The sequence below is a fragment of the Cellvibrio mixtus subsp. mixtus J3-8 genome (assembly GCF_000766945.1).
Classification (GTDB): domain Bacteria; phylum Pseudomonadota; class Gammaproteobacteria; order Pseudomonadales; family Cellvibrionaceae; genus Cellvibrio; species Cellvibrio mixtus_A.
This window is the reverse complement of sequence record NZ_KN266214.1, coordinates 15,800-29,000: the sequence shown is the minus strand read 5'-3', so window position 1 is coordinate 29,000 and position 13,201 is coordinate 15,800. Positions and strand designations below refer to the sequence as shown.

Genomic DNA, 13,201 nt, shown 5'->3' with positions numbered 1-13,201 from the left:
AACGCAGGTATTAAAAATAGAAGGCGACAGCAATATTAAAAACCAAAATAGATAAAACCCGGCATACCGGCAGGTGCCAATTCCATAATTGCCAGGGCGCAGACCAACAGGCAAAAACTTTGGCCCCACCAGGGCAGCTTTCGTAGCGCGAGTGCGGATTTATCCATAATTGCCTGCGCATGCCTGGCCAATGTAAAAAATACCACCATTGCCAGTAATAAACCCAACCAGTTCAGGCTGGGCACAATGTCCCATTCGCCAAAACCTTTTACAAACGCAGATACTGAATCCCAGTCTTCCGCCCTGAATAATAGCCAGCCGAGACACACAAATATAAACGTAATGATCTGGCCGATCACCGCCGGGAGGCGCCATTCGGACACCTTATGCCACAGGTTTTGAAACACCAAGCCAATGCCGTGCCATAAACCCCACACCACAAACGTAATACTTGCTCCGTGCCAAAAACCGGACAGCGTCATGGCGATAACCAGGTTAAGTTGTGTGAGCCCCCAATTGCCACGATTGCCACCGAGCGGGATGTACACATAATCGCGAATCCAGCGCGATAAAGTGATATGCCAGCGCTTCCAGAAATCGCTGAGGTTGGTGGCGAGATACGGCTGGCGGAAATTTACCGGCAGATTAAAACCGAGCAACAAGGCAAGTGCCGTAACCACATCGGTATAGCCGGAAAAATCGAAAAACAATTGCCATGCATAGGCCATCAATCCGCCCACCAATTCCAAGGCGTGATAACTTTCCGGGTTCGAAAAAACCGGATTGGCCCACTCCTCGGCCAACCAGGCTGCGAGCCAGACTTTTTTAATCAGCGCCGAAATAACCAGCAGGATCGCCCACTCAGGTGCAACGATAGCGCGTTGCGATGGTGACTCAATTTGCGCGAGTAATTCGTTAGGGCGACAAATCGGCCCTGCTAATAAAGTCGGGAAAAAAGAAAGGTGCAATAAACCATCGGGCAGTGTTGCTGCTTTGTATTCACCGCGGCCAACGCTAACCAGATAAGCGATTCCCTGGAAGGTGTAAAAGGAAATGCCCACCGGCAGCACCAATTCCAGCACCGGCAAGCTGGCGCCGGTGAATATTGGCGAGAGCAATGCCATCGCTTCTTCACGGAAAAAATTGTAATACTTGAAAATGCCGAGGTTGAGTAATGCAATCGCCACGCCCGCAATTACCGGCCAGCGACGACGGGTTCCATCGGGTGTCCTTATTGCCTGGGCGAGCAACAAAATAACCAGCGAAAAATTGATCAGCAACAACGCAAAACGCCAATCAAAACTGCAATAAAAAAGATAGCTGGCACCGAGCAATAAATGGTTCTGCGCACGCACGCCGTAGGCTGATCCCGCCCACCAGTAGAGCCACAAAAATCCAACGAAAATCAAGGCGAATTCGGGGGAGAGGTAATGCATTAGCCAATATCCATAAGGTCCCTGACAGCGAGGGCGCCATCATACGCAAAGCGCCAGGGAAAATCCTTTATTCCGGTTTCCAATCCCCGAGAATTTTTTCTGTGGAATAGTGTTTGATTTCTTCTGCCGATAGCTGTCGGCGGTGGCGGTTTACCGCTGCACCCGGTCCCTTGCTGTTAGATTCAAAGAAGCGTGAATCTTCAGGGAGGAACTTTGTTCGGGTTCCATCTTTGGCGGTTCCACTCATAGAGTCCCAGCCATCCAGGGTAATGTGTTTATCCATCCAGGAATTAATAAATACCGCTTTCCCAATTGCGTTCGGGTCCGCATAACGGCCGTCGGTAAACTGGGTGGTCGGGTGCCAGGGGCGGCCAAGAGGTACGGAATTATCGGGTACGGATTTACTGCGCGTTAAAATGCAGTCGATAAAGGTTAATCCATATTCACTGCTAATTTGGGTGGATGGCGCAACCAGATAGGCGTGGGGCACGCTGGGTTTGCCGCGCCCGCGCGTTTTTATTTCCGAGTGGGTGAACAGCGCATTACCTTTACCAAAAATAAAATCCACGTTGCCCGCGATGAGGCTTTTATCAAACCAGCTGCGTCCGGCATTGACAAATAATGTGTCCTGGTAGCCGAGCAAACGTACCTCGCGCGCTACAAAACGATCACTGCCATTATCCAGATGCAATGCAACTGCCTGGGTGTTGGCAATACGCTGGGGATCATCATTGGCAAGCGCATCGTTCGCCAGGAAATCAAAAGTATTTTCAATAGTCAGTTGTTGTATATGGATATTGGCCGCGCGAATAATCACTGTGGCAGAACCTGGTGTTCCCCAGATTTGCCCTTTGGTGGCTCCCGTCTCGGTAGATTGTTGGCCGGCATAAGCATTGTAATAAATTCGTGTGTTTTTTTTGTCTGCACCCATTAAATGGATATTGGGTTTGGCGATGGTAAGTTTTTCATAATAATCGCCAGGCGCAATAAAAATCCGGTAAGGTTTTTTGGCAACTGTGGGTGCAGCCTCCAATGCCGCCTGCACGCTGGAGAAATTTTTCTTGCCGAGTTGATGTTGGCTCGCATTATTTTTATCAACTACTGCGTCATAGGGTTTTACGCCGGCACAACCGGAAAAAAATAAAACTGTCATCAATACAGTCACAAAGCGAAGCATCATGGTTTTATTGTCTCCACAAAATAAAAAGAAACGCCCGCATCAGCGGGCGTTAGTGAAGCAACTTGCTATTAATGTGCAAAGCTTTCTTTAACACTTGCAAGTACACCCTTCGCGTAGAATTTTTCCAGCCATTGGGTTGTCGTTTCTACAAAACGTGGCTCATTAATCAGATCAGCACCAAATACCTTTTGAATACCAACAACGGCTTTCACCGTTGCAGCCGGGTTGCCCTGATTTGCATCGCAAGCGGCGCGAAGTTCTTTTGCAAGGGGATCGGAAACTTCAATCGCCTGGCCTTTCTCATCGACACCGGATACGTAGCGAATCCATGCTGCTACGCCGAGGCACAAAATATCGATATGACCGTTACCTGCTAATTGCTCACGCAATGTTTCCAATAAGCGTTGCGGTAATTTTTGCGAGCCATCCATCGCAATTTGCCAGGTGCGATGTTTGAGTGCCTTATTGGAAAAACGGTCACGTAATTGTTGTTTGTAAGCTTCAATATCAAAACCGGCTGGCGCAACCACAGTTTCACCTGCTTCGCGTGCCATATAGGTTTTTACCAGATTAACAAATGCCGGTTGCTCCATGACTTCGCTAATGTATTGGAAACCGGAAAGATAGCCAGTGTAGGCCATGGTAGAGTGAGCGCCGTTTAATAAACGCAGTTTAATTTTTTCGAATATACGAACATCGTTGACTAACAGTACGCCAACTTTTTCCCATTCGGGACGACCGTCTGCAAATTTATCTTCCACCACCCATTGTGAAAAAGGCTCACATACAACCATCCCTTCGTCGCGAACACCGAGGCGAGCTTCAATATCGCGGCGATCATCGTCAGTGGTGGCGGGAACAATACGGTCAATCATGGTGCTGGGAAATGTAGCGTTGGTTTTAATCCAATCGGCAAGCGCCGGAGAAATTTTCTGCGCGAACTGCAGCACTACTTTTTCCAACACTTCACCATTGTTCGGCAGGTTATCGCAACTCAATGCAGTAAATGCTTTCTGTTTATTTTCATAGCGTAGTTTTAGCGCAGCAACGATAAACCCAATAGCAGATACAGGTTCTTCCAGGTTTTGCAGGTCGTGAATAATATCGGGATGTGCTTCATTTAAATTGCCGGTGGCGGGATCATGGCAATAACCCTTTTCGGTCACAGTTAATGAAACAATTTTAATGTTGGGTTGTGCGATTGTTGCTACTAATGCGGCGGGGTTTTCCGGGCCAACAAGCGTATCGGTCACTGCGCCGATAATTTGTAATTTTTCGCCCGCACCGGAACGCTCAACTAATGTATACAAACAATCTTGCGGCACCAGTTGATCGCGCACACTGGCTGACCGTAAGCTGCTGCCAATAATTCCCCAGTCTCCACCGAATTGGTTTAATACCGCTTCCGTATAAAATGCCTGATGGGCGCGATGAAATGCGCCTATCCCCAGATGAACAATACCAGACACTAATTCATCGCGATTATATTTTGGTAAAACAACATCTTCAGGTAACTGTGACAACAAGTTTTTGTTTAAACGATTCATTATAAAATCCAGCAGGGTTGATAGCATTCTTAAAAGCTAAAAATTTAAAAAATAAAAACACAAAATAAAATCTGATTTACCAATCAGCAATAACATTTAAATAACAAAACAACTTCATTTTAATCGCACAAAATTCTAGGGTTGCCATTTAACAAGTGTTATAGTTGCCCGGCTTAATGTCACGCATCTTTATTATTGCGTCACCCATATCGCACAACCCATAACAACATTCTTAACCAGCACATCCGTGGAATTTAACATGGCACACATAGCAGCAATTGGCGAAGTCATGGTGGAGCTTTCCCCGTTCCCGACCGCCGACAGCAATGGCCGCGAAACAATGGCCCTTTCTTTCGCTGGCGATACCTATAACACGTCGGTGTATATGGCTCGCCAGGGTTTAAAAACTGATTACGTAACCCAGTTGGGTGATGACCCTTACAGTGCGCAAATTATGCAGCGCATGGCGAATGAAAATATTGGTACCGGTTTGATCAAACAAATTCCCGGTCGTTCACCCGGTTTGTACATTATTCGCAATCGCCCTGATGGTGAGCGCGAATTTTTTTACTGGCGCAAAGAGGCGCCGGCACGCGAATTATTTAATTCGCAGGATGCTGCCGATCAATTGTGCCAGAAACTGGTCCATTGCAACTGCGTTTACCTGAGTGGCATTACGCTGGCAATTATTGGCGAAAAATCACGTGAATTTTTATACAACGCATTGCATAAATTGCGTCAGCAAGATGTGATTATCGCGTTCGATAGCAACTATCGCCCGCGCTTATGGCGCGATAAAGCTGAAGCCCAACAAGCGATGCTCGCGATTATGCAATACACCGATATCGCGCTGCTTACCCTCGATGACGAACAATTATTGTGGGGCGATGACAGTATCGAAGGCTGCAAAAAACGTTACACATCTTACAACCTGTGCGAACTTGTATTAAAACGCGGTGCTGATGATGCCGTGATCATTACCCCCGATGCGGAAATCCGCGTACCTGTTCCACCTGTGCAAGGTGTTATTGATACTACCGGCGCAGGTGATACATTTAACGCGGGTTATCTCGCGGGTCGTTTGCAGAAAAAATCGATTGAAGATTCTGCGAAACAAGGCATTCGCTGCGCCGGCATTATCATTCGTCACCGTGGTGCGATTATTGATAAAGCTATTTTTGATAAAGAACTTGGCGCATAGGCCGCTTAATATTTTTGGTGAAATCTATATACCATGGATGGTGAAAACGATTATCGGTATTTATCCTTATTCGAACAGTGTTATCCCTTCGAATCCGTTTTTCCGTCAGTCACTGATTTCAAAAACGCATAAACCCGTCCTTGGCTCCCTTTCGCCATCCATGGCTCGAGGGTTTTGAAATCAGTGACTGACGAAAAAACTCACATCGCGACGTTACAATAAATAATCAAAAAAATTCCTGCTGATACTTCAGCATTTTATTCCCGCGTTTGCATAACTGAATTGCTAGTCCCCAGGGGTCGCGCATCATTACTAAATGCGAGCCATCTTTAATATGTACTTCTTCGGCAAAGCTTGCTCCAGCTAATTCGAGCTCTGCACGTTTTTGCTCCGGGTTTTCACACACAAAAGCCAGATGTAATAACAACGGATTCATATTTTTGTAATCGGGAACTTCATCCGGTGGGTTGTTGTAAATTTCAATCATCACATCACCGGAATCATCAGCAAGAAAATGGGTGTTAGCCCCGCCTTCTTGCTTGCGCACAATTTGCAAACCCATATTCGCCACATACCATTTAGCCATCGCAACAGGGTCAGCTACATTTACGGCAAAATGTTCAATCTTCATAACCTACCTAAACCTGGAAAAATGAGTGCCCTCACCGAGCGGCACTCTAGAGGGGCTCCATTACTCATACAAAAAATTGTTGATGGAAAATATTACGCGATATTTTTTACAATAGACTCGACCATTTTCTTCGCATCACCAAACAACATCATGGTGTTATCGCGATGAAACAATTCGTTTTCCACACCTGAATAACCTGAAGCCATAGAGCGCTTCACAAACAATACTGTGCGCGCTTTTTCCACCTCCAGGATCGGCATGCCGAAAATCGGGCTTTGCGGATTGGTTTTGGCGGCGGGATTGGTCACGTCATTTGCACCAATTACAAAGGCAACATCAGCCGTCTGGAATTCGTTGTTAATATCATCGAGCTCAAACACTTCGTCGTAAGGCACATTGGCTTCAGCGAGTAACACATTCATATGGCCAGGCATACGGCCAGCAACCGGATGAATGGCATAACTGACTTTCACGTCCGCGCGTTTTAATTCATCAGCCATTTCGCGCAATGCATGTTGCGCTTGCGCAACAGCCATGCCATAGCCGGGAACAATAATCACCGAGCCGGCATTTTTCATAATGAATGCAGCATCTTCGGCACTGCCTTGTTTAACCGGTTTGTCGTCGCCAGCTGTTGCAGTTGCGGCTGTTGCATCTGCACCGAAACCGCCAAGAATCACATTGAAAAATGAGCGATTCATACCTTTACACATAATATAGGAAAGAATCGCACCCGACGAGCCGACTAGTGCACCAGTAACAATCAATGCATTATTATGCAGTGTAAATCCGATGCCAGCCGCAGCCCATCCTGAATAGGAGTTGAGCATGGAAACTACCACCGGCATATCAGCGCCGCCGATCGGAATAATGAGCAGCACACCAATTAAAAATGCAAGTGCGGTCATGCTCCAGAAAATCCACGCAGATTGGTCAACACAGAAATACACAATCAAACCAATAATCAGTAAACCAATTAACGCGTTCAGAAAATGCTGGCCACCAAACACAATTGGTCTTCCGGAAACCAATCCTTGTAATTTGGTAAATGCAATTACTGAACCGGAAAAGGTAATTGCACCAATCACCACACCCAGGCCCATTTCAATACGGCTGGCAATAAAAATTTCACCCGCTGCATTGGCAATACCAAAACCAATCGGATTACTAAATGCTGCACCAGCAACCAATACCGCCGCCATGCCAACCAAACTATGAAATGCGGCTACTAATTGCGGCATTGCGGTCATGGCAATTTTGCGTGCGATAAAAATCCCGATCACCGCGCCAATCGCTAACGCGGAAAAAATCCAGCCATAGGAGGTAATTTCCGGGCTCAATACCGTAGTAATAATTGCGATTGCCATCCCGATCATGCCGAGCGTATTGCCGCGACGGGATGACTCTGGAGATGACAAACCGCGCAACGCGAGAATAAATAAAACGGCTGCGACTAAATAAGCGAATGCGGTGAGGTTTTCGTGGAAGCTGGCCATGATTATTTACTCCCCGCTTTATCTTTCTTTTTATACATGGCGAGCATGCGTTGTGTGACGGTAAAGCCGCCAAAAATATTAATCGCGGCTAACACCATGGCAACAAAGCCGAGCACTTTGGATAAACTCATGCCTTCAGGGCCAACCGCAATTAATGCTCCGACAATAATCACACTGGAGATGGCGTTGGTCACTGCCATCAAAGGTGTATGCAACGCAGGCGTCACACTCCAGACTACGTAGTAGCCAACAAAAATCGCGAGTACAAAAATCGATAATTGCGAAACAAAACTGGTTTCCATAATGAATTCCCCTTAAGCCGCGCTGGCAGGTTTAAAGTTGGGATGAACAATGTCGCCGTCGCGTGTGAGCACTGTGGCGGCAATAATTTCATCCTGCCAATTAACAGCGAGCTGTTTGTCGGCATTCACCATGGGAGTAATAAAATTCAACAGGTTTTTGGCATAAAGCGCACTGGCATCTGCTGATAATCGGCTTGGGATATTTAATAAACCGATAATGCTTACACCATTTACTTCAATAATTTCACCGGGTTTGGTGAGGGTACAATTACCACCTTGTTCCGCTGCCAAATCGACGATCACTGAACCGGGGCGCATTGAATACACCATCTCATCATTAATTAATGTGGGGGCTTTACGTCCGGGAATTAGCGCGGTGCAAATGGCGATGTCTTGTTTCTTTAATGTCTCGGCAACCAATTCAGCCTGGCGACGCTTGTAATCATCACTCATCTCTTTGGCATAACCACCTGCGGTTTCAGCGTTTTTAACTTCCTCGCTTTCCACCATCACAAATTTTCCGCCGAGGCTTTCCACTTGTTCTTTGGATGCCGCGCGCACATCGGTTGCAGAAACAATTGCGCCTAAACGCCGCGCAGTCGCAATCGCTTGTAAACCGGCGACACCTGCGCCAAGAACCATTACGCGTGCGGGTGCGATGGTGCCGGCAGCGGTCATCATCATCGGCATGGCGCGATCATAAATATGAATGGCTTCCAGCACCGCGCGATAACCGGCGAGATTGGATTGTGAACTCAACACATCCATGGACTGCGCGCGCGTAATGCGTGGCACAAATTCCAGAGTCATTGCGGTAATGCCCGCTTGCGCATATTGAGTGAGCGCTGAAGGATCGGCATAAGGTGAAAGCATGGCGATTAATAATGCCCCGCGTTTTATTAACGCAAGTTCATTAATTTGTCCTTCGCCTTCGAGCAATGGTCGCTGCACTTTTAAAACTATGTCAGCGTCGCGTAATAAATTGACGATATCGCTTTCAATAGTTGCACCGGCGGTTTGGTAATCACTATCGGGAATACGGCTGGATTCTCCGGCACCTTTTTCAATTACCACTGTAAATCCCAGTGCAATAAATTTTTTTACAGTGTCCGGTGTGGCGGCAACACGGCGTTCGTGTGCCCGCCGCTCTTTGGTGATGGCTATTTTCATTGTTGTCGTTCTCTCTGTGGCAAATTTTGGGCAATAGGAAGTCACATCAATATCATTATTAATGTGACCGATGGAACTGCCGTAATTTGCTTTCTAGTTAATCCAGCTTTTTGCCGGTTATCGTTGTATAAAATTTTTTAATTGAGCGTAGTGCGATAAAAATATCGAATGTTGATCAGTGCGCTACATTCCCACCGTTTTCCAAACGGGGGATTTGGCCTGTGCTTTGAAAAAAATGGGAGCGAATTTAAACCACTGCCCCAATTTTCCACGGGATAAATTCATTATCGCCGTAGCCAAGCAATTCGCTTTTGGTTTTTTTCCCGGAAGCAACTGCGAGTATTTCTTCAAAAATTTCCTGGCCGTTTTGTTCCAGTGTAACCTCGCCGTCCAGCACTTTTCCGCAATTCAAATCCATATCCTCATTCATATGCGCAAAGATTTTACTGTTGGTAGCAAGTTTGATACTGGGCGCCGGTTTGCAACCAAATGCAGAACCGCGGCCGGTAGTGAAGCATAAAATCTGCGCGCCCGATGCGACCTGGCCCGTGGCGGATACCGGGTCATAACCGGGGCTGTCCATAAACACAAAACCTTTGGTGGTTATGTCTTCGCCGTATAAAAATACATCGGTTAAATTGGTTGAGCCACTTTTGGCTTGCGCACCGAGTGACTTTTCAATAATGGTTGTTAATCCACCGGCTTTATTGCCGGGTGATGGATTATTATTTAATTCGAAATCATTGCGCGCGGTGTAATCTTCCCACCAGCTGATGCGATCCAATAATTTTTGCGCGATTTGCGGGTTTTCCGCGCGGCGTGTTAGCAAATGCTCTGCACCGAAAATTTCCGGTGTTTCAGACAAAATGACGGTGCCGCCGTGACGAACCAAAATATCGCCGGCAATGCCCAAAGCAGGGTTTGCCGTTACACCGGAAAGTGCATCAGAACCGCCGCATTGCAAACCGATAATTAATTCGCTTGCAGGAACCGTTTCGCGTTGGAATTCGTTGACCAGTGGCAACATCGCGCGCAGGGTTTCAATACCTTTTTCAATCGCGATGCGCGTACCGCCTACGTCCTGAATGGTATACGCGGTAAATGTGTTGGAATCGGCGAGCCCGCATTCTTCCATCACACGCTGGATCTGCATGGTTTCGCAACCCAGGCCCACCATCATCACACCGCCAAAATTCGGGTGACGAGCATAACCGTTAAACGTGCGACGCAAGGTTTCATAACCTTCACCATCCGAGCGCATACCGCAGCCTGAGTCGTGGGTCATGGCGACGACGCCATCAATATTCGGATATTTTTGCAGCTCGCCGGAGAAGGTGAAATGCTGGGCAATGGCTTTTGCAACAGTCGCCGAGCAATTCACGGTAGTGATAATGCCCACAAAATTGCGCGTTCCCACTTTGCCATTCAGGCGCTTATAGCCCTGGAAGGTTGCACGTTTTTCGATGGCTACAAATTCAGTAGGATTGGCTTCTTCACAAAAACCGTAATCTTTTTCCAGAGCACCCATCGCGCAATTGTGCACATGCACATGTTCACCGGCGGGAATATCCTGGCTGGCGAAACCAATGGTTTGCCCGTATTTCAAAATCGCTTCGCCTTTGGCGATGGGACGCACCGCAAACTTGTGCAGGGCGGGAATATCGCGCAGGAGGGTGACATCTTTTTCTGCATACAGAACCCCGGCTGGCAGGGCAACTTTACAAATACCGACGTTATCTCTGTCATGCAAAACAATAATACTGCTCACGCGTGTCTCTCTTTCGATGCTCTCGAATTAAGGAAGCGAATTAAGGAACTAACGAATCAATGTAATGAATTACCGAAAAGGATTGATGCCTCCGCGATCATTTCAAGTGTAGCCGTTCAGAAAATTCTCACTGCTATTCCCTCAACTCCATGCGTCCCTGGACGCATTTGGCTGCACCGATAAATTCGATCTTAAAAAAAAGGCGCCTTGCGGCGCCTCAAAATCGGCAATGGTATTCGGTCAATACCGGGATCAAATCTACGCCCGATTTTTGGCTCTCGCAACCACCCTCCAAAGCCCAAAAACTCAAATGTAACCGGTTTCATATGGCGCAAAACAAATCTTTAGCCTGTTACATAAAAACGAATCTATCATATTATTAAGTTTATCCTAATATTATAAAAATATTAGGATGTTTTATTTTCAATAAAAATCAAATATTTTTTAAAAAATTTCTATTTAAAGTGATGTGTATACGTTTACATTTTAATTAAAAAATAAAAGAAAACGGTTACATGACAAATATGGCGTAAAAAACACTAAATTTACGCTTGTTAAGGAAAATTTTTGTGCTATTGGCTTGCAAATATCAAACATGACATACAGAATGATTTTCGTTCGATAGGAGGATAAGTATCTTCTTCTCGAAAAAGCCGGATTGGACATTTGCCAGTGGCAATCAGAATCGTCTGCTAAAACTCTTTCATAAGTAATGCGGGCGAATTTGTTACTCACTTATCGAAGCGTCCAGGTCTGGCCATAACAACAAAAGCATTCAGCCGATAAAGCAATACACGAGAGAACACGCAGTGACTGAGATGTACCTGGAATATGCAGGCCGCCAGGCCTTTATCCGTCGTCGTACCTTTATTCAACAGGGGTTGACCACAATTGCCGGCTGCTCGGCCATGGGTATCCTGGGCGGTTGTGCCCATCACAATGCTTCAGTCGCGTCTCCAGCCAGTACTGATCCATGGTCGCAAGCGGAACTGATCCGCCAACAAGTGCGTGTTCCTGAATTTCCTGATCGTACATTTGATATCCGTACCTATGGTGCCCAGGCCAAGGCCGGCCACGACAATACCCAGGCAATTGCGGCCGCTATCCTCGCATGCCACAACGCCGGTGGCGGTAAAGTGCTGGTCACTGGTGGTAGATATTTGAGTGGCCCGGTACATCTGCGCTCCAACGTGAATTTGCACATTGATGAAAGCGCAACTATTGCGTTTATCACTGATCCCAAAGCCTACCTGCCGGCCGTGTTTACGCGTTGGGAAGGGATGGAAATCATGGGTTATTCCCCCCTGGTTTATGCCTACGGGCAAACCAATATTGCCGTGACCGGAAAAGGTACGTTGGATGGTCAGGGCAATCGCACGACCTGGTGGCCGTGGAAAGGCAGTAATTTCAGCAGCGTGGATTGGGGTATTCCCGGCGTGCCGACCCAGGAAGCGGCGCGTAATAAATTAATGCAGGACATGGAAAATAATGTACCTGTCGCCCGGCGTAATTACGCTGACGGTTCCTATTTGCGTCCGACATTTGTGCAGCCCTATTCCTGCAAAAATGTATTAATCGAAAATATAACTATCACTAACGCGCCCTTCTGGTTATTGAATCCGGTGTTATGCGAAAACGTCACGATTGATGGCGTCAAGTTGGTTAGCCATGGCCCCAATTCCGATGGCTGCGATCCTGAATCCTGCAAAAACGTGGTTATCAAAAATTGTTTATTTGATACCGGTGATGATTGCATCGCGATTAAATCCGGCCGCAATGCCGATGGCCGCCGTATCAATATTCCCTCTGAAAATATTTTGATCAGCGATTGCCAGATGCGTAGCGGACACGGTGGTGTGGTAATTGGTAGCGAAATTTCCGGTGGTGTGCGTAATGTGTTTGTTGAAAATTGCGTGATGAGCAGTCCTGAACTGGAACGTGGCATCCGCATTAAAACCAATTCCATTCGCGGCGGTGTGATCGAAAATTTCTATATTCGCAACATCACAATCGGCGAAGTGCAAACCGCTATTGTTATCGACTTTCATTACGAAGAAGGCGATGCCGGTAAATTTACCCCGACTGTGCGCAATATTCATATCAGTAACTTGAAATGCGAAACGGCACATAAAGTATTCCAGGTGCGCGGTTACAAGCGTTCTCCTATCCAAAGCCTTCACTTAATTGATTGTGATTTCAAAAAAGTAGATGCAATAGGTGTATTGGAAGAGTTGGATAACTTTGTCGCCAGCAATGTAAAAATCCAGGGCATTGAATTTAAAGCCTGATGCAAATTGCGACATTTGCATTAAATAAATTGTTAATAATTTTTCATAAAGCGAATTGAAATATAAAAAAATTTGAATAGTGCCCATCGTCCTCTCTAAAAGGAAAAGCACTAAAAAGCCGCCCAGGCTAAAAACAGTTATAACAAACAGATTACAAAGTAACGCGAATTCTGCCTGACCTG

The 13,201-nt window shown here is 46.5% G+C and carries 10 protein-coding genes; 2 read left to right on the top strand and 8 right to left on the bottom strand.

The window, feature by feature from the left end:
* Positions 1-35: 35 nt before the first annotated feature.
* The 3 genes from A596_RS19415 to A596_RS19405 all read right to left on the bottom strand — a co-directional run bounded on the left by A596_RS19415 (position 36) and on the right by A596_RS19405 (position 4,163).
* Positions 36-1,436, bottom strand: coding sequence for an MBOAT family O-acyltransferase (locus tag A596_RS19415; protein WP_039917979.1), 1,401 nt, complete (start codon positions 1,434-1,436; stop codon positions 36-38).
* A gap of 67 nt (positions 1,437-1,503) precedes the next feature.
* On the bottom strand, positions 1,504-2,616 hold the full coding sequence (locus A596_RS19410) for a pectinesterase family protein (RefSeq protein ID WP_152600240.1): 1,113 nt from the start codon (positions 2,614-2,616) through the stop codon (positions 1,504-1,506).
* Between the two features lie 68 nt (positions 2,617-2,684).
* Positions 2,685-4,163 carry a mannitol dehydrogenase family protein gene (locus A596_RS19405; RefSeq protein ID WP_039917976.1) on the bottom strand — a complete coding sequence of 493 codons (1,479 nt, stop codon included), beginning with the start codon at positions 4,161-4,163 and terminating at the stop codon, positions 2,685-2,687.
* A gap of 259 nt (positions 4,164-4,422) precedes the next feature.
* Between A596_RS19405 and A596_RS19400 the strand changes: the two genes are divergently transcribed.
* Positions 4,423-5,364 (top strand): sugar kinase, encoded by a 942-nt coding sequence (locus A596_RS19400; RefSeq protein WP_084128672.1) that lies wholly within the window; start codon positions 4,423-4,425, stop codon positions 5,362-5,364.
* 226 nt (positions 5,365-5,590) lie between these two features.
* Here A596_RS19400 and A596_RS19395 read toward each other — a convergent pair whose 3' ends face one another.
* The 5 genes from A596_RS19395 to A596_RS19375 form a co-directional block, all read right to left on the bottom strand.
* Entirely contained in the window at positions 5,591-5,995 is a 405-nt protein-coding gene (locus tag A596_RS19395; protein ID WP_039917975.1) for a VOC family protein, read from the bottom strand.
* Positions 5,996-6,087: 92 nt separating this feature from the next.
* The gene (locus tag A596_RS19390; protein ID WP_039917974.1) at positions 6,088-7,491 is read right to left on the bottom strand and encodes an NAD(P)(+) transhydrogenase (Re/Si-specific) subunit beta; all 1,404 of its coding nucleotides are present in this window, start codon (positions 7,489-7,491) and stop codon (positions 6,088-6,090) included.
* Positions 7,492-7,493: 2 nt separating this feature from the next.
* Positions 7,494-7,793 (bottom strand): proton-translocating transhydrogenase family protein, encoded by a 300-nt coding sequence (locus tag A596_RS19385; protein ID WP_039917971.1) that lies wholly within the window; start codon positions 7,791-7,793, stop codon positions 7,494-7,496.
* Positions 7,794-7,805: 12 nt separating this feature from the next.
* Positions 7,806-8,963, bottom strand: a complete 1,158-nt coding sequence (locus A596_RS19380; RefSeq protein ID WP_039917969.1) for a Re/Si-specific NAD(P)(+) transhydrogenase subunit alpha — start codon at positions 8,961-8,963, stop codon at positions 7,806-7,808.
* Positions 8,964-9,210: 247 nt separating this feature from the next.
* On the bottom strand, positions 9,211-10,731 hold the full coding sequence (locus A596_RS19375) for a UxaA family hydrolase (protein WP_039917967.1): 1,521 nt from the start codon (positions 10,729-10,731) through the stop codon (positions 9,211-9,213).
* A 908-nt stretch (positions 10,732-11,639) separates the two neighbouring features.
* On the opposite strand from A596_RS19375, the gene A596_RS19370 reads away from it, so the two are divergent.
* On the top strand, positions 11,640-13,019 hold the full coding sequence (locus A596_RS19370; RefSeq protein ID WP_052417735.1) for a glycoside hydrolase family 28 protein: 1,380 nt from the start codon (positions 11,640-11,642) through the stop codon (positions 13,017-13,019).
* The last annotated feature ends 182 nt before the right edge of the window (positions 13,020-13,201 follow it).